The sequence below is a fragment of the Mesorhizobium sp. M1A.F.Ca.IN.020.06.1.1 genome (assembly GCF_004023265.1).
GTDB lineage: Bacteria > Pseudomonadota > Alphaproteobacteria > Rhizobiales > Rhizobiaceae > Mesorhizobium.
Genome location: NZ_RZSR01000029.1, coordinates 1 through 14,937 on the forward strand (window position 1 = coordinate 1; position 14,937 = coordinate 14,937).

Annotated in this window: 19 protein-coding genes; 6 read left to right on the forward strand and 13 right to left on the reverse strand. The window is 61.8% G+C overall.

Features of this window, described 5'->3' with window-relative positions; genetic code table 11:
• Positions 1 to 159: 159 nt before the first annotated feature.
• Both EOA60_RS02690 and EOA60_RS02700 read left to right on the forward strand, forming a co-directional pair.
• Positions 160 to 354 carry a DUF3606 domain-containing protein gene (locus EOA60_RS02690; RefSeq protein WP_066992956.1) on the forward strand — a complete coding sequence of 65 codons (195 nt, stop codon included), beginning with the start codon at positions 160 to 162 and terminating at the stop codon, positions 352 to 354.
• A 189-nt stretch (positions 355 to 543) separates the two neighbouring features.
• The gene (locus EOA60_RS02700) at positions 544 to 801 is read left to right on the forward strand and encodes a helix-turn-helix domain-containing protein (protein ID WP_095824618.1); all 258 of its coding nucleotides are present in this window, start codon (positions 544 to 546) and stop codon (positions 799 to 801) included.
• 247 nt (positions 802 to 1,048) lie between these two features.
• Here the strand turns inward: EOA60_RS02700 and EOA60_RS02705 are convergent, their stop codons facing one another.
• Positions 1,049 to 1,249 (reverse strand): hypothetical protein, encoded by a 201-nt coding sequence (locus tag EOA60_RS02705; protein ID WP_066992967.1) that lies wholly within the window; start codon positions 1,247 to 1,249, stop codon positions 1,049 to 1,051.
• A gap of 257 nt (positions 1,250 to 1,506) precedes the next feature.
• On the opposite strand from EOA60_RS02705, the gene ligD reads away from it, so the two are divergent.
• The gene (ligD, locus tag EOA60_RS02710) at positions 1,507 to 3,276 is read left to right on the forward strand and encodes a DNA ligase D (protein WP_127335077.1); all 1,770 of its coding nucleotides are present in this window, start codon (positions 1,507 to 1,509) and stop codon (positions 3,274 to 3,276) included.
• Between the two features lie 287 nt (positions 3,277 to 3,563).
• Here ligD and EOA60_RS39585 read toward each other — a convergent pair whose 3' ends face one another.
• On the reverse strand, positions 3,564 to 3,686 hold the full coding sequence (locus tag EOA60_RS39585; RefSeq protein ID WP_259979811.1) for a hypothetical protein: 123 nt from the start codon (positions 3,684 to 3,686) through the stop codon (positions 3,564 to 3,566).
• 44 nt (positions 3,687 to 3,730) lie between these two features.
• Entirely contained in the window at positions 3,731 to 3,919 is a 189-nt protein-coding gene (locus EOA60_RS02715; RefSeq protein WP_095778947.1) for a DUF3606 domain-containing protein, read from the reverse strand.
• A gap of 212 nt (positions 3,920 to 4,131) precedes the next feature.
• On the opposite strand from EOA60_RS02715, the gene EOA60_RS02720 reads away from it, so the two are divergent.
• Complete coding sequence (locus tag EOA60_RS02720) at positions 4,132 to 4,641, forward strand: DUF892 family protein (protein WP_095824615.1); 510 nt, start codon at positions 4,132 to 4,134, stop codon at positions 4,639 to 4,641.
• Between the two features lie 51 nt (positions 4,642 to 4,692).
• On the opposite strand, the gene EOA60_RS02725 is transcribed toward EOA60_RS02720, so the two are convergent.
• The 5 genes from EOA60_RS02725 to EOA60_RS02740 form a co-directional block, all read right to left on the reverse strand.
• Entirely contained in the window at positions 4,693 to 4,980 is a 288-nt protein-coding gene (locus EOA60_RS02725; RefSeq protein WP_095824614.1) for a DUF982 domain-containing protein, read from the reverse strand.
• A 22-nt stretch (positions 4,981 to 5,002) separates the two neighbouring features.
• Positions 5,003 to 5,302 (reverse strand): DUF982 domain-containing protein, encoded by a 300-nt coding sequence (locus tag EOA60_RS02730; protein WP_067321894.1) that lies wholly within the window; start codon positions 5,300 to 5,302, stop codon positions 5,003 to 5,005.
• A gap of 342 nt (positions 5,303 to 5,644) precedes the next feature.
• Entirely contained in the window at positions 5,645 to 5,950 is a 306-nt protein-coding gene (locus tag EOA60_RS02735; protein ID WP_066992982.1) for a hypothetical protein, read from the reverse strand.
• Between the two features lie 118 nt (positions 5,951 to 6,068).
• Positions 6,069 to 6,230 carry a hypothetical protein gene (locus EOA60_RS37335; RefSeq protein ID WP_095801495.1) on the reverse strand — a complete coding sequence of 54 codons (162 nt, stop codon included), beginning with the start codon at positions 6,228 to 6,230 and terminating at the stop codon, positions 6,069 to 6,071.
• 82 nt (positions 6,231 to 6,312) lie between these two features.
• A complete protein-coding gene (locus tag EOA60_RS02740; protein WP_067321889.1) occupies positions 6,313 to 6,543 on the reverse strand; it encodes a hypothetical protein in 231 nt (76 codons plus the stop codon).
• A 326-nt stretch (positions 6,544 to 6,869) separates the two neighbouring features.
• On the opposite strand from EOA60_RS02740, the gene EOA60_RS02745 reads away from it, so the two are divergent.
• Entirely contained in the window at positions 6,870 to 7,202 is a 333-nt protein-coding gene (locus EOA60_RS02745) for a hypothetical protein (RefSeq protein ID WP_127215351.1), read from the forward strand.
• Positions 7,203 to 7,256: 54 nt separating this feature from the next.
• Here EOA60_RS02745 and EOA60_RS02750 read toward each other — a convergent pair whose 3' ends face one another.
• Together EOA60_RS02750 and EOA60_RS02755 are read right to left on the reverse strand one after the other, a co-directional pair.
• The gene (locus EOA60_RS02750; RefSeq protein WP_066992988.1) at positions 7,257 to 7,442 is read right to left on the reverse strand and encodes a hypothetical protein; all 186 of its coding nucleotides are present in this window, start codon (positions 7,440 to 7,442) and stop codon (positions 7,257 to 7,259) included.
• A gap of 268 nt (positions 7,443 to 7,710) precedes the next feature.
• Positions 7,711 to 9,246 carry an FAD-dependent oxidoreductase gene (locus EOA60_RS02755; RefSeq protein ID WP_095824613.1) on the reverse strand — a complete coding sequence of 512 codons (1,536 nt, stop codon included), beginning with the start codon at positions 9,244 to 9,246 and terminating at the stop codon, positions 7,711 to 7,713.
• A 478-nt stretch (positions 9,247 to 9,724) separates the two neighbouring features.
• Here EOA60_RS02755 and EOA60_RS02760 point away from each other — a divergent pair, with 478 nt between their 5' ends.
• Positions 9,725 to 11,674, forward strand: a complete 1,950-nt coding sequence (locus tag EOA60_RS02760) for a GGDEF domain-containing phosphodiesterase (protein ID WP_245322370.1) — start codon at positions 9,725 to 9,727, stop codon at positions 11,672 to 11,674.
• A gap of 73 nt (positions 11,675 to 11,747) precedes the next feature.
• Here EOA60_RS02760 and EOA60_RS02765 read toward each other — a convergent pair whose 3' ends face one another.
• The 3 genes from EOA60_RS02765 to EOA60_RS02775 all read right to left on the reverse strand — a co-directional run bounded on the left by EOA60_RS02765 (position 11,748) and on the right by EOA60_RS02775 (position 14,534).
• On the reverse strand, positions 11,748 to 12,563 hold the full coding sequence (locus tag EOA60_RS02765) for an oxidoreductase (protein WP_095824611.1): 816 nt from the start codon (positions 12,561 to 12,563) through the stop codon (positions 11,748 to 11,750).
• A 78-nt stretch (positions 12,564 to 12,641) separates the two neighbouring features.
• Positions 12,642 to 13,916, reverse strand: coding sequence for a beta-ketoacyl-ACP synthase II (gene fabF / locus EOA60_RS02770; RefSeq protein ID WP_095824610.1), 1,275 nt, complete (start codon positions 13,914 to 13,916; stop codon positions 12,642 to 12,644).
• Between the two features lie 39 nt (positions 13,917 to 13,955).
• Positions 13,956 to 14,534: a TetR/AcrR family transcriptional regulator gene (locus EOA60_RS02775; RefSeq protein ID WP_095801489.1), complete on the reverse strand. Its 579-nt coding sequence runs from the start codon at positions 14,532 to 14,534 to the stop codon at positions 13,956 to 13,958.
• Between the last annotated feature and the right edge of the window lie 403 nt (positions 14,535 to 14,937).

Here is a 14,937-nt window from a genome sequence, read left to right on the forward strand (position 1 = left end):
CTCCCCAACGCCCCCCGCCCATGCCGCCGGTTACTTCATTTGAGGCCTCCCCAGGCAATGCCGTGGCCGACCCCATCCCGGCCGTAGCGCTTCACGCACATATTAGCGGTTTGGAACATTCCTGCCTTCCCGGTGTTCGTTTTGCCAGGAGGAGCAACCATGGCAGACGTCAAAACGAAGCGCGATTTCCGGGACCGCGACCGTGTGTCGGCGGACGACGATTATGAGGTTCGCTACTTTGCCAAGCAGCATCGCATCACGCCTGAACAGGTTCGGGAACTGATCAGCGAGCACGGCAACGACCGTAAGATTTTGCAACGTGAGGCAAGGAAGCTGGGTGACAAAGCTTTCTGATTTGGGGCCGCCGATCTTTGCCCGGTTGCGGGTCAGAGCAGCCGCCAACGAAAAGGACCAGTTCCGGACATGTCCCGCCTGCGGGCAGGCAGTGGACTGGGGCGATCTCCGGCAGGTGATCTGGCACGAGCAGCCGGGACACGCGAGGCTGGAAATTGACAGCTGAAAAACCCTAGGGGAGACCCCTTGATGGATTTGACGCCAGAGGAGTCGCGAGCCGCGCGAGAACTCCTGCACTGGTCGCAAGTGCGCCTCGGCGCCAAGGCCAGCCTAGGGGAGGGGACCATTCGCGACTTCGAGAACGGGATCAGAATTCTGCGGGTCGAAAAACGAACCCGCATCCGTCGCGCTTTTGAGGCGGCGGGCGTCGTGTTCACGGCGAAGGGGCCCTCGCTTTCGGCCCTCAGGCCCGAAATGAATGGCTATCGCCATAAACAGCGTCGCTAAGCTAGTCCCGCTGCCGAGCGCTGCTGGCAGCGAGCTAACTGTCCACGCAAGCCGGAGGTCGCGTCCTCCGTGAGGCCTGTGAGCACTCGTGGACGTTTGCCGGAGAGCTTCGACTTCAAGCTGGTTCAACCTCGACCAGGCAAATGAACGACGCGTATGGCTGACTTGTTTGCAGGGCAGGACCGCGGCCGCGCGTTGCCGCGTTCCCGAAGGGGAAGTCAGAGACTCCTCGATCTTCGAGGCGGCATCAACTTTCCGGAAAGCCGTATCGCAGCTTTTGGCCGGTGCCCGGCTGCTTGACAGCGTCAAGTCCCAGTCGGGTGTGTTCGTGCTTGGCAAAAGCTTTCGCGTCCGCTTCGGAACCGAAACCCTTGATGGTGACAACGCCATCCTCGATAACGCGCACGTAATACCTGTCTTCCAGCGTGTCGATCTCGACCGAATCCATTACGATTGACTTGTTCATTGACGGCCCACCTGAAGAAGATTCACCCCGCAGCCAAACGTCGCCGGCTAAGGATTGTTCCGCACTCAACTAATAAAACATCTACTCAGATAATCGGAGCACTATGCGGGTCGGAGGGCAACGCGTTGCCTTTGCGAGGCCACGCTTGGCCAAGTCGGACAAACATACGATTTTACTAAAATGGAAGGAACTGATGGGACTGCTCCGGCTTGAGTCGCGGTTCCTGGAGTCGCGCGTGCATGACCAGCGGCAAAGACCGGCTTTCCTTCATCGAGTTCCAATCGCCCACCTTGGTCGAGAAAGCTCCCGAAGGCGGCGAATGGCTGCACGAGATCAAGTACGACGGTTACCGAACCCAGCTCATCGTGGAAGGCGCAACAGCGCGAGCCTTCACGCGCCGCGGCTATGACTGGTCGCATCGCTACAGGAGGATTGTCCAGGCGGCGGCGGGCTTGCCGGTGAAATCTGCGACCATTGATGGCGAGGCTGTCGTTCTCGGCGACACCGGCTTGCCTGACTACCAGGCGCTGGAGCGCGAGTTGGGCAACGCAAACTCTTCGAGATTGATCTTCTATGCCTTCGACCTGCTGCACCTCGACGGTCGCGATCTGCGACAGCAGCCGCTGGTCGAGCGCAAGGCAGCGCTCGAAACGCTGCTGAAGGACAGCGCGCCGACGCTGACCTATGCCGAGCATCTGGAGGTGAGCGGCAGGGAGATGTTCGATCATGCCTGCCGGATGGGCCTGGAGGGGATCGTGTCGAAGCGCGCGGACGCGCCCTACCGTTCCGGCGTGCAGACGAGCTGGGTCAAGGTCAAATGCATCAAGAGCGACACCTTTCCGATCGTCGCGTTCGTCGAGAAGCTTGGTGCTGAGCCGCGCCGGATCGCATCGCTCTATATCGGCAGGCGCGAGGGCGACCGGCTGCTTTATGCAGGCAAGGCTCAGAGCGGTTATACGCTTGAAGTGGCGCGACGCGTTCGCGAGCGGCTCGATCCGCTGATCATCGGCAAATCGCCTTTGTCGGAGCCCATTGTGAAGCCAAAGGCGACCTGGGTGAGACCCGAAGTCCTGGCCGAGGTGCAGTTCAGCGGCGTTACCGATCGCGGGATCTTGCGCGAAGCCGTGTTCAAGGGGCTCCGCGAGGACCTGGTGACGGTCCCGCCAAAGCCGCCGGCGCCGTCGAAACGAAGAGCGGACCGAGATCACGGCGTGCCGCGTGAGAATATCTTGCAGCTGCTGCCCGATGCGGTCTCGCCTTCCAAGGATGAGCTCGTTCGCTATTGGAGTCTGGTCGCCGATCAGGCGCTGGTGCACCTCGGCCGTCGCCCACTGAAGCTCGTCCGTCATGCCTTCGGGGCAACTTTCTACCACAAGGGACCGCTGCCCGAGATCCCGGCAGCGGTGCACCAGCTGCGCGTCGAGAAGCGAGAAGGTGGGGAGGGCACTCGGGTCTGGGTCGACGACCTCGACGGCTTGCTCGGGCTGGTCGAAATGGATGCGGTCGAGCTCCACCCGTGGAATGCCACGGTGGATGATATAGAGCATGCCGACCGGATCGTGCTGGATCTCGACCCGGGTGAGGGCGTGGAATGGGCGCAAGTGACTGAGACCGCGCTGGCGCTGCGCGACATCATGGCAGCGTCAGGTCTGGAAAGCTGGCCGAAGGTCACGGGCGGCAAGGGCATTCACTTGATGGCGCCGCTGTCGGCGAAGATGACCCACGACGGCGCGCGGCAGCTCGCCAGGTCGATTGCACAGGTCCTCGCCGACGCAGAACCCGACCGCTACTTGCTGTCGGCAGCGCCGGTGGCCCGCAAGGGCCGCATCTTCATCGATTATCTGCGCAACGGACGCGGCAACACGGCCGCCGGCGCTTTTTCGCCGCGGGCCCGCGCCGGCTTCCCCATCGCGCATCCCGTTACTTGGGTGCAGGTAGAGCGGCGTATCCGGCCGGATGCGTTTACCATGGACCATCCGTTCAGGGCGGCTCAGCGAAATGCGGCGTAGCGGGCGAGGCCCGTGAAGATCATCTCGAATCTGCGTTCTTAGGCATAGGCGATTGAATTTTCGGGGGGAACCAGTTTCCAAGAACGCAAATTGCTGGCATGATCATATAAGGGCCTATGCATATTTTGATTCGATGGCCCCTGTTCCTGGTAACCGACGGCTCCCCATCGCCCCCCGCCCATGCCGTCGGTTGCCTCATTTCAAAATCCCAAATTAAGGACGCCGCCCCGACCGGTCGAGCAGGGCTGTGGTACGCCCAAGGTCTTTGGCCTTGTGGCCGACGGCAATCACGAGCCGAACCAAAATAGCGCCAGAAGGGCCACAAAGATTGCGGCCGCGGCGACGGTGCCCCACATGAAGACCCTGCTGGTGCCACGCTGCTCCTCCTCGCGGGATAGGTTGTTAGCCATGTCAAGTCTCCTTCGCAGTATCTCCGCAGAAGTGCGAACGCCCGTCAGCGGCTCGCCACCGCCCTTGCTTCGCGCTCCAGCGTCGCACGATCGTTTCCGTGCTTTTTGATGAGGTCGCGAGCCTCGGGGATTGTCAGCTGGAATTTCCTCGCGAAGTGGGCGACCTCATATTCCTCATCGCCTGACACGCGGCCGCGGTCGCGGAAATCACGCTTGGTCGTGTCGTCTGCCATGGTTGTTCCTCCTGGATAGGAATAAAACCGCCTCCCTTTGGGAATGTTCCAGCCTCTGGGAGGTTGGTATGCGGACGCGGCTTCCGTCCTGTCAGCGACGCTTTTCGAGGAGCCGCGGGCCTGCTGCTCGTCATGCCCACTCCCGTCACTCTCGCCACGGAACAATCCGCAGTCCTTGTGGTTCGGGCGCACCCAACCAGGAGGAACAAACTATGTCTGAATCCCGCGAATGGCTGATCCAGTGGCTGAGGGATGCTCACGCAATGGAAGAGCAAGCCGAGACGATGCTGTCCGGCCAACTGGGCCGGCTCGAGAGCTATCCGGAACTCAGCGAACGCATCCGCGCTCACCTCGCCGAGACCAAGGAGCAGGCGAGACGATTGAAGTCTTGCCTGGATGGCCTGGAAGAAGGTTCGTCAACACTGAAGGACGCAGGCGGAAAACTGACCGCAATGGCGCAGTCGATCAGCGGCGTGTTCGCCGGCGACGAGGTGATGAAAGGCTCTCTGGCCAGCTACACCTTCGAGCATATGGAGATCGCTTCCTATACGATCCTCATGGCTGCCGCTGAAGCCGTGGGTGAAGCCGAGATTGCTCGGGTCTGTGAGCAGAACCTGCGCGAAGAAGAAGCGATGGCCGAGTGGCTGAAGGACAATCTTCCGCAGGTCACCGAGACATTCCTCGCCCGGGCCGATGCCGACAGCGACAGCGCCAAGCGCTAGTTCGCGTCCTACAGGTGAAACGAGGCGGCGTTGGCCGCCGCCTCGGTCCCATCAAGCGTGCTTCGGCTGGGCTGCCTTCCCAGTTGGGAGCGGAACTGCTCCCTCCTCGATGAGGATGTCCTTCCGGCGGGCAAAGCCAACGAAGACGCCTCTCGCCGTTTCTGCGTCGATTTCGCCGGCCAAGGCGGCCTTGCAGGCACGCATCGCCGCCTTCTGCTCAGGGCTGTTGCCACACCAGTCGGCGACGAACTGATAGGCATCTACGACAGTGTTCAGCTGACGCGGAAATCCCAGTCCGACCCAGACGCGGATCGGCTTTTCGAACGGTTTTGCAAGCATCGTGACTGCCTCCTTTTTGCGGCTACGCAGTCACGCCGCTGCCTGGGCCCTTGCCGGTCATCCAAGGCAAAGTGACACTCACGTCCTCGTGGATTTTGACCGACTTTGCGAAGCCGCAGAACGCGTCTCTGGCCGCCGTTAGCGGATAGTCGCTGTCGAATGCTCGCTGACAGGCACGCAGGGCGGTCTCGTAGATGGTGCCGCGTCTGTTCTTGGGCCATTCGTAGAGAAATTCCAGGGCGTCATCGAGGCACGCGATTTCCTGGATGAGGCTGTTCCCGCTCTTCACGAAAACAGGGCTGTCAAACATCCGATCGTTCATAAGATCCTCCAAGTCGAACGAACAATTTGAGTTCTGAGACGGGCCGGAACCTTCAACGATCCTGGCCTGGCTGCGATATGGGTTTGCGGTTTTTGGCCGTCAAGATGAGGGCGCGTGCGGGAGCGTTCGGCTCGATGGGAACCTTCCGCGGGTCTTGCTGTTCGGTACGCAGCGGCGGGGCGAACCTTTGCTCCGAAATGAGGGCCGCCATCCGTGAGCGAGTCATGTGGCCGCTCTTGCGAAAACCCGCCCGCGCTCCTCCCCGGGCGGGTTTTTGCCGGAGCAATTCTAGAAAGCGTGACTCGGGTTTCCGTCCGGAACTGCCGGCAGGCACAGTCTTCCTTACGCCGGCCGCTGAACCACCGGTGGCTTTCGCGCGGGAGGCTTGCTGGTGGTCACCAGCCTGACCTTGTCGATGTCCACTGTAACCGGTACGCCGAGCTTCACTGTCACCCGGTCCCCATTGACGCGCGTTACATCTCCGACGAGCTCGATCGGCTGGCCTCTCTTCACGGTCGACGTGCGGTCGATGATCGAATGCGGCTGCTCATAGGAGGGAATCGACACGCTGACGCGGTCCTCCGTCACCCGCCGGCGAACCGTTGCGGTGATGGCGACCTCGTCTCCGACCTTGATGCCTCTTGCCATAGACGCAAGACTGGTGCGGTCGGCGGATTCGTCAAGCGATCGCTAATGTATCTTTGCGCACTTTCCAGCGCGTGCCTTGGCACGCGTGCAAGAAAACCGGATCTGGCTCGTCAACAGGCTACTTCCTGAACGACAGTGCCTTCGCCTCGCGAACGAGCGAACCCCAATTCAAGCCTAGGAAAGAAACAAGTTCCAACGCCTGCGCTTCGGTAATGCCGATCTCCCGGACAAGCCGTTGAACAACAGCTTCCTGTGACTGACTGTCAGATGTGAGCGCCATGGGAAGTCCCCTATGGCGGCGCAACGTTCAAGTCAGAAATTAGTTCCCGCCAATTCCGGGCTTGGCTGCCACCGGCGGTTCGTTATTGGCTGGAAGCGAGCTTCTGGATACGCCCTTTGTCCAGACGGAACACCCCCTCGGTGCCGCCCTGGCGCTCGAAGTCGGTCTGGAGTTCGTCCCACGTACCCAGATATTTGCCGCATTCGGCACAATGGATTTGGGTAATGGGTTGAGCATCGATGGGGATCTGCAACCGGATCACACCGCAATACGGGCATTCCAATTTGTGATCCAGATACCTACCGGCGATCATCGCCCACCATCTCGCAATCGGCAGGTCTGCGCAAGCCGCCGATTCTTGTGCATGCCGCCAGGAGGCACAAGCGATTCTGGGGCAACGAGACGCAGCAACCAACGACTAAAAGCGCTTCGCCACGCCCTCCGACATCGCGCGCCCGCCTGTCTGTATCTTATGCAGAACGCGTTCATGACCGGCGAGACCATCCAAAACGATGGCTGGTGTGAGCGGGCGAGGCAGACGGCTGCCGTGCCGGGCCTTCGCGATGCAATGGCATTTTCGGCGCAACGCTAATATACATGACGCCCGAATGAGCAGCGCCTCCGCACACGAGGAATGCCATGCGAAGGGTCATCTTCACAGCCATGTGCATTGCCGCCGCAACAGGCGCCAATGCGCATGATTGGTACGAAGACAAGATTGACCCGGTAACGAGATTCAAGTGCTGCGGCAGTCAAGATTGCCGCGCCATCCCTCAGTCTTCGGTGCGGTCCAGAGCCGACGGCGGCTATACCTATTTGCCCGACGGTTTCAACATCCCGCGAGACCGGGTTCAGGAATCACCGGATGGCCAATATCATATCTGCGAAAACAACTACGTGATAACCAATCAGCCCTATTTGCGCTGCTTTTTCGCGCCGCGGCTCAAGGTTTCTCGGCTGGTCGCACGCTGAGGGGATGGCCGTTTTTCGGAAAGGTCCATCGACCGGCTCAAGCGGCGGCGTGAACTAGACGCCCGAGTGCCTCGCCCTGATGATTCTGGCTTCCCGCAACAGCGCGGGACGATCGCGTCCAACCGCTTTTATCAGCCTCCTGGCTTGCGCGTCCGAAATGCCTGTTTTCTGTTTCAGCAAAATGACGAGCTGCTTGTCGTCGATCCGGTTATGGGAACTGCTTTCGCCGGGTTCGGTCATTGTTGGATCCTCCTCCGACCGAACGGAAAGAAGCCCTGAAAGGTTTCATCGCGTTGTTGCTTTTCGTAGGCGATTGGTACCGCCGATCGCATGGCGGCAAATCAGTCTTCGCCAGGCCGTCTGAAACGGCAAAACGGCCTTTGGTCCTCAACTGCATCACATTTGCAGCGGTCGGCCGTTCCGGTCGGATGTCGGATTTGAGCGCATTGCAGACCGACGCCGGCCGCCTCCGTGCGTGCGCTGCGCTAAGCGGCCTCTGCATGCTTCATCAGGTAGCGCTCTGGCGTTCCATCTCCAATTCGGCCTTCAAGCTTTCGATGTCGCGAAAAATCGAGGCGACCGCCAGTGTGCGTCCCTTGCGCTTGAAACGCAGGAGGCAATCTTTGGCGGCGATGTCGCCTTCCACCGCGATCTCGTCCCATCGCTCCGCATGTCCAACGTAGTTGATCGGGACGTCATAATGCTGGCTCCAGAAGAACGGCACGGCAGTGTATTTCTCGCGCTGTCCGAGCATGTTCAGAGCTGCCGTCTGTCCCTGCCTTTCTGCGACCACCCAGTGCTCGACCCTGATGTTTTCGCCGGAGTGGGCATCGGGCCATCGCGCAATGTCGCCTGCCGCGAAAATGCCCGGCGCGCTCGTCTCCAGAAAGGCGTCCACCATGATGCCGCGGTCGAGCCTGAGCCCAGCCTTTTCGGCAAGCCCGAGCCGCGGCCGCACGCCGATGCCAGCGACGATGAGATCCGCGGTCAGCGTAAGGCCGCTGCTCAGTTGTACGTTCGTGCCGTCGATGGCGGTCGCGGTGTCCTTGAGATGAAAGACGACGCCATTTTGCTCGTGGAGGCTGCGGATGAAGTCGCCCATCTGCGGCCCGAGGACCCGCTCCATCGGCCGTTCGTCGGGCGCGACGACATGAACTTCGATGTTCCGCGCACGCAGGGACGCGGCAACCTCGAGGCCGATGAAACTGGCGCCCAGCACGATGGCGCTGCGGGCCGTCTCGGCTTCCTCGATAATCGTGCTGCAGTCGGAGAGCGAGCGCAGCGTATGGACCTGTGGCTGATCGGCGCCCGGGATCGTGAGGCGGACCGGTTCGGCTCCCGTAGCAAGCAGCAAACGGTCGTAGGCAGTTCGGTTCCCGTCTGCGTGCACGACCTCGCCGGACCGGACATCGATGTCGGCGACGCTGGCTTTGAGGCGCAGATCAATGCCGTTCTTGGCATAGAAGCTTTCCCGACGCAGCGGAACCCAGTCCGACGGCGCCTTGCCGGCGAGGTAGTCCTTGGAAAGGTTGGGGCGATCGACGGGCGGCGCCTCGTCGTCGCTGAGCATGACAATGCTGCCCTGATGGCCTTCGCGCCGTAGTCTTTCGGCGGCTGCGAAACCGGCCGCGCCGCCTCCGACGATCACGATTCTGCCGGCAAACTGGCCAGCGCCTCCGCTGCCGGGCGTTTGAGCCGCTCGCTTGCGCTTCTCGCCCACGAATATGCGATCGCCGCGATGTTCCACCGACCAGCAGGCGAGTGGACTGAACGCAGGCGCACGCACGGCTTCGCCGGTGCGCAAATCGAAGCAGGCGTGGTGCCACGGACATCGAACGGTATCCTCCACGACAAGACCGTCGACCAGCGGCCCGCCATAATGCGTGCACGCCGCTCCGATTGCGAAGACCTCTGTCCCGCGGCGCACCAACAGCACCTGTTCATCGCCACAGTGACCGACCAGCTTTGCGCCATCGGCAAGGTCGGCTAGCGCAATGCCTTGGGCCAGATCCGGTCCGTTCGATTTAGAGTGGTCTTGAGCCATCTTCTTTCTCCCTGCGCTATTCGATTGGAGTCCGACCGAGCCAGACTGACTCCCGACGCTGGTTTGGGCAAATCAACGATCGCCTGGCCTGCTTTGCGCCAGTCGATGGGCAAAGTTCGAGGCCTGTCACGACATCGACACCCATCCTTTGGTGACCGTAGCGGCCGACGAATGATTTGATGGAGTTTCGTCAGATCGGTTTCCAAACGGACCCAAAGATTTTCGCAAACTCCCGCCACACCGGGGTAGATCGAAGCGCAGAGGCAGCGTGGGGAACAGTCCGTTCGGCTGGAGTTGTGGACAGCCTCGACCCCGATGGGGAGGCGGGCCGGACCGTCGCGCTCGCCTATCCATGACTGATGCGGCGTAAGTCGCTGAAATCCTTAACGCGATTTTCATTCCGCTCGTTTAGCCACTAGGCATGAGAAATTCCGACCAGCCCGGCCCAGGTTCAGCCCTTCAGGGGCAAAGCGAAGCCGTGGAAGCGGGAATTCTGCGGGATCAGTTCGCTGACCTGAAGAAGGGCCTTTTCATCTCGATGCCCATCGGCACCGTTCTCTCGGCCCTGATCCTGGCCGTGCAGATGCTCTCGGGCGGTGGCCCGGCGGCGGCGCTGTGGTTTGTGGCGGTCACCATCATCAACGGCGCCCGCATAGGACTGGCCCTCACCCAGCCGGAAATTGCCTTTAATGGGCCCGATGGCCGGTCGAGGCCGGTCGATGCGCGACTTTCCGTTTACGGGCTGTTAGCGCTGGCATCGGGCATCGCCTGGTCTTTTCTGGCCGTGCTGTCGGATGGATACACCACCCCCCAGGCGCCGCTCTATCTGATCGTGCTCGCCGGCCTGTCGGCCGGTTCGGTCACCTATGGTGCGTCATACGCGCCGGCTTCGATCAACTTCTTGACATTGCCGCTTCTGATCGCCGCAGGATGCGTGTTGGCGAAAGGCAATATCGAGAACTACGTCCTCGGCCTCACGGTCCTGCTTTTTCTTGGAGGCATGATCAGAAGCTCGCTGCTCGGGCAGACCCGCTTCAAGGAGACGAGCCGCCTCAAATACGAGGCGAGGGCGTTCGCAGCCCGGATGGAACGAAACTCCAGGTGCGATCCGCTGACGAACTTGCTCAACAGGCACGGGCTCGAGCACGCAATCGGCGAGATGGGTTTTTCCGACGGTCCGTTCGTGACCATGCTGATCGATCTCGACGGCTTCAAATCCGTCAACGACACCTATGGTCACAATATCGGCGACGACCTGCTGGTCCGGGTCGCGCGCAGGATAGAGAGCCACGCGCCGCCGGGGGCAACGATCGCGCGCATCGGCGGCGACGAGTTCGTGCTGCTCTTTCCCGCCGCAAGCTCGCAGCACTCGATAGACGAGCTTGCGTCCTTGATCATCGCGGCCATCGCCAATCCGGATCCGGCATTGAAATCGGTGCGTGTCGGCGCCTCGATCGGTATATACGTATCGGAGACACCGCGACTGACGGAGATGCTGCTGCGCGCCGACTTCGCGCTTTACGCGGCCAAGCGCAGCGGCAGGAACGAATACTGCCTCTTCGATGCCGAGCTCGATCACGGGCTCGAACGCAAGCACTGCATCGAGCGCGACCTGCGCGCAGCTATCGAGAGAGGCACGCTTTGCTCATGGTTCCAGCCCATCGTGCGGCTGGACACGCAAGCGGTCGCCGGCTTCGAAGCGCTGCTGCGGTGGCAGCACCCGGTTCACGGCGCCATTCCCCCGCCGGAGATCGTGACAGCGGCACGCGAAACCGGTCTGCTTTCCTTGCTGACGGAGAAGGTCTTTCTCAATTGCTGCTCCATGATCGAGGAACTGGCGAGGAAAGGGCGCCAGGATGTGCGCGTTGCGATGAATCTGTCGCCGCGTGAACTCGAGGCAGGCAATGTCGACGATATGATGCTGGACATCCTGAAGACGAGGAATGTCCCCGCGGCCATGCTCGAGATAGAGATTACCGAAGAGGCGCCCGTGGATCGCGCCCGGGTCGACGAAAAGCTGGAACGCCTGGCGGACGCGGGCATATCGATCGTGCTGGACGATTTCGGCACCGGCTTTTCGACCCTGGTTTCGCTGAAGGACAGTCGGATCCGCAAGATTAAGATCGACAAGGACTTCGTTCGCGATCTGGCCAAATCCGTGGAAGATCAGGCGCTGGTCAAGGCCGTCATCGATCTCGGACGAACGCTTGGCATAGAGGTCATGGCGGAGGGGGTCGAAACGGACGCCGATCGCCTGATCCTGCGCTCGCTCGATTGCATGATCGGGCAGGGCTTCCTCTTCTCGGCAGCGCTTCCCATGCACGATGCGCTGGCCTTCGAGCCGAGGCATTTCGACACCTCTGCCGCCGCAAATGCCGCCTTTGATCCCGGGCAACTCCCGTCGCGCCGAACCGGCAGCGCCGCCTAAGGGGGTGGGCGGCTGCGGCTGCCCAACTCCTGTGTCAGAGAGCCTCGAATGACCACTGTCGGCGACTTGGATGTCAGGCCGGCAGGCCGTTTTGCTTTCGCAGGCTCTTGTCGAAGGCGGATTCGGGAACGAAACGGCGCAGCAAGCTGATCTGGCGAGCCATTTTTCCGGCAGCATAGCGCCTCCGTGGAACGGAGGCGGTCGCCGCTTGCAAGACCGTCTTGGCCACGACCTCGGGCGCATCGCCTGTCTCGATGGCTTTCCGCAGAACCACATCCATGCCGGCGCGCGCGATGCCATAGATGTCCAGCAACTGATCGGGCCTGGCGAGATTTTCTTCAAACGACGTGCGGGTGTAGGCGGGCTCGACCAGCACCACGCGAATTCCGAACGAGCGCAGTTCATGGTCCAGCGATTCTGAATAGCCTTCGATCGCATGCTTGGTCGACGCATAGAGAGCGGAATAGGGAGCCGGAATCAGGCCCAGCACGGAACTCAAATTCACGATTCTGCCGCTCCGTTGGCGTCGCATTGTCGGCAGCACCGCGTTGGTCATCCGGATGACACCAAAGACATTGACATCAAACAGCGCCTGAGCCTGCGCAGTCGAGGATTCCTCCGCGCCGCCGAGCAGGCCGATGCCGGCATTGTTGACGAGCAGGTCTATGCGTCCGGTTTCGGCCAGCACCTCTTCGACCAGCTTCGATACGGACGCGTCGTCGGTCACGTCGCCGGTCAGCATGGTAACGCCGTCGGACTGTTCGGAGATCGCGCGACGGCTGGTTCCGAACACGCGAAAGCCCGCGTTCCGGAGGGCTGCGGCTGTTGCGCGCCCGATGCCCGAGGATGCGCCTGTGACGAGGGCGACGCCAGGATTGGTCTTTTCCATGAGATCACTTTCTTGCGGCTGGAGTGGGGAAATCGGAAGGCCGAAACAAAAGCCGCAGCCAGGGAGCGGCTCGACCGTTCATGCCTGTCCGTCCCAGCGCCGGAACAGCGCGCTGGCGTTCACACCTCCGAAGCCAAACCCATTGGAGATCGCGTAGTCCATTTCCATTGGCCGGGCTTGGTTCGCGACGAAGTCTATGCCGTCGCCGGCCGGATCGGGCGCGCCCAGATTGAGGGTTGGCGGCGCCACCTGGTCCCTGAGCGCCAATATCGTGAAGATCGCGCCGAGCCCGCCGGCAGCGCCGAGCAGGTGTCCGGTCGCCGACTTGGTCCCGCTGACGGCGATCGAGAAATCCGCGCCGAAGACCCTTTTGATCGCTTCGATTTCTCCCAGGTCGCCCACCGGCGTGGAGGTCGCGTGCGCATTGAGGTGGCGGATGTCGCGTGGCGAGATGCCGGCCTGGGCAATCGCGATCTCCATCGCACGTCGCGCGCCATCGCCGTCCTCGGGGCCGGAAGTGACATGATGGGCATCCGCCGTGGTGCCGTAGCCGACGACCTCGGCGAGCGGTTTCGCGCCGCGAGCCAGCGCATGGCTCAATTCCTCGATGACCAGGATGCCGGCGCCTTCGCCCATGACGAATCCGTCCCGCGACATGTCGAACGGACGAGAAGCTTGATCGGGGCGGTGATTGAAGGAGGTCGAAAGCGAGCGTGCCGCTGCGAAGCCGCCCAAGCTGACGGTGTTCATGCATGCCTCGGTGCCGCCGCACAAAGCGATATCGGCCTCATCGGCGCGGATGATGCGAGCCGCATCGCCGATCGCCTGGATGCCGGCGGCGCATGCGGTTACCGGCGCGCCGATGTGGCCTTTGAAGCCGTAGCGGATCGAGACGTGGCCAGCCGCGAGGTTCACCAGGAAAGACGGCACCGTAAACGGTGAAAGGCGCCGAACGCCGCGCTGGTCGACGGTCCGTACCGCCTCGGTGATGGCGGGAAAACCTCCGACACCTGAAGCGATGATCGTCGCCGTGCGAACCCGATCCTTTTCCGAGGCCGGTTTCCATCTCGCCTGGGCAAGCGCCTCTTCTGCAGCGGCCAGCGCGAACAGGATGAAGCGGTCGACCTTGCGCTGATCCTTCGGCGCCAGGAAACCGTTCGGATCGAGGCCGGCTTGGGGATCATCCTCCAGGGAAGGAACCACGCCGCCGATCTTCGCCGGCAAATCTTCCACCACCTCGTCCGCAAGCCTGCGGATACCAGAGCGGCCGGCCAGGAGACGCGACCAGGACGTCTCGACATCCGCCGCAAGCGGCGTGACCGCGCCCATGCCCGTTACAACGATCCGTCGCATCTATTCTCCTATCAATCCCGGTCGTCAGTCCCGCGCGGTTCAAGCCGTGACTGCGTCGCGAACCTGTTCGGTGGCCGCATCCAGAAAGGCCTGAGCGAGGTCGGGGTCGTTGACGACGCGCGACAACGTCAGCGCGCCGACCATCGTCGAAAGAATGGCCATGGCCTTGCTGTTGGGCTCGTCTACGTCGGTCGCGGCGATCAACCGGCCGATGATTTCGAGATACTGCTTGATGCCGGCTTCGAACGACCCTTTCACCTCGGCCCGCTGCCTGGCGGCATCCGAGCCGAGCGCCGCGACCGGGCAGCCGTCCATCCTTTGCTCGCGATGGCCCATGCTGAGGTAAAATGCCATCACCGCCCCAAGCGGATCGCTGGGATTGGCTGCGGTCGCTGTCGCCCATCGGGCAGCCGTACTCTCCACCGCCCGTCTGGAAGCCTGTGCGACCAAGTCCTCCTTCGACGCGAACTGCTTGTAGAAGGCGCCTTGGGTCAGCCCGGCACCCTTCATCAGATCCTTGAGGCCGATGCCGTCGAACCCATGTTCCCGAAAAAGGCGGCTGGCCACGTCGATCACGGTCTGCCGGTTCTTCTCAGCCTGAATGCGGCTCACGCGCATGATCGGCCTCCATATTTAGATTGCGTACGAAATCTATATGCCATTTAGAGACTGAGCGCAATCTAATTAAGGATCCGGGATAGGCGGCTCGTCGGGCGTAGGTTTGCGGCAGGCCAGATGCGCCCGCCGACCGGGATTCCGTGAGCTTCTCCTTGCCGGGCCACCGCGAACAGCTCTACGCGCTCTCGAGATCCGGCGGGGAGGTGACGGTCTCGACCGTGGGCGACATGCAGATGAGCGCAACGCTGCCGGACTACCCCGCCACGGATCGCGGCCTGGCAAGCTGCCGGACAAGAGTCTCAGAGCGTTGGCCAGGACCTAACAAAAGACGCGTGGACCAGAGGACCTATTCGAAGGCTATTCTCGAACTCAATTCCCAATCGGCAGCGTCCCGGCGAACACC

Bases quoted from the DNA above. Each gene is read 5' to 3' on its own strand.
- EOA60_RS02730 (WP_067321894.1), bottom strand. From the start codon at position 5,302: ATGAACGATCGGATGTTTGACAGCCCTGTTTTCGTGAAGAGCGGGAAC.
- EOA60_RS02745 (WP_127215351.1), top strand. From the start codon at position 6,870: ATGCGAAGGGTCATCTTCACAGCCATGTGCATTGCCGCCGCAACAGGC.
- EOA60_RS02735 (WP_066992982.1), bottom strand. From the start codon at position 5,950: ATGGCAAGAGGCATCAAGGTCGGAGACGAGGTCGCCATCACCGCAACG.
- EOA60_RS02755 (WP_095824613.1), bottom strand. From the start codon at position 9,246: ATGGCTCAAGACCACTCTAAATCGAACGGACCGGATCTGGCCCAAGGC.
- EOA60_RS02740 (WP_067321889.1), bottom strand. From the start codon at position 6,543: ATGATCGCCGGTAGGTATCTGGATCACAAATTGGAATGCCCGTATTGC.
- EOA60_RS02705 (WP_066992967.1), bottom strand. From the start codon at position 1,249: ATGGATTCGGTCGAGATCGACACGCTGGAAGACAGGTATTACGTGCGC.
- EOA60_RS02700 (WP_095824618.1), top strand. From the start codon at position 544: ATGGATTTGACGCCAGAGGAGTCGCGAGCCGCGCGAGAACTCCTGCAC.
- EOA60_RS02750 (WP_066992988.1), bottom strand. From the start codon at position 7,442: ATGACCGAACCCGGCGAAAGCAGTTCCCATAACCGGATCGACGACAAG.
- EOA60_RS02725 (WP_095824614.1), bottom strand. From the start codon at position 4,980: ATGCTTGCAAAACCGTTCGAAAAGCCGATCCGCGTCTGGGTCGGACTG.
- ligD (WP_127335077.1), top strand. From the start codon at position 1,507: ATGACCAGCGGCAAAGACCGGCTTTCCTTCATCGAGTTCCAATCGCCC.
- fabF (WP_095824610.1), bottom strand. From the start codon at position 13,916: ATGCGACGGATCGTTGTAACGGGCATGGGCGCGGTCACGCCGCTTGCG.
- EOA60_RS02715 (WP_095778947.1), bottom strand. From the start codon at position 3,919: ATGGCAGACGACACGACCAAGCGTGATTTCCGCGACCGCGGCCGCGTG.
- EOA60_RS37335 (WP_095801495.1), bottom strand. From the start codon at position 6,230: ATGGCGCTCACATCTGACAGTCAGTCACAGGAAGCTGTTGTTCAACGG.
- EOA60_RS39585 (WP_259979811.1), bottom strand. From the start codon at position 3,686: ATGGCTAACAACCTATCCCGCGAGGAGGAGCAGCGTGGCACCAGCAGG.
- EOA60_RS02720 (WP_095824615.1), top strand. From the start codon at position 4,132: ATGTCTGAATCCCGCGAATGGCTGATCCAGTGGCTGAGGGATGCTCAC.
- EOA60_RS02765 (WP_095824611.1), bottom strand. From the start codon at position 12,563: ATGGAAAAGACCAATCCTGGCGTCGCCCTCGTCACAGGCGCATCCTCG.
- EOA60_RS02775 (WP_095801489.1), bottom strand. From the start codon at position 14,534: ATGCGCGTGAGCCGCATTCAGGCTGAGAAGAACCGGCAGACCGTGATC.
- EOA60_RS02690 (WP_066992956.1), top strand. From the start codon at position 160: ATGGCAGACGTCAAAACGAAGCGCGATTTCCGGGACCGCGACCGTGTG.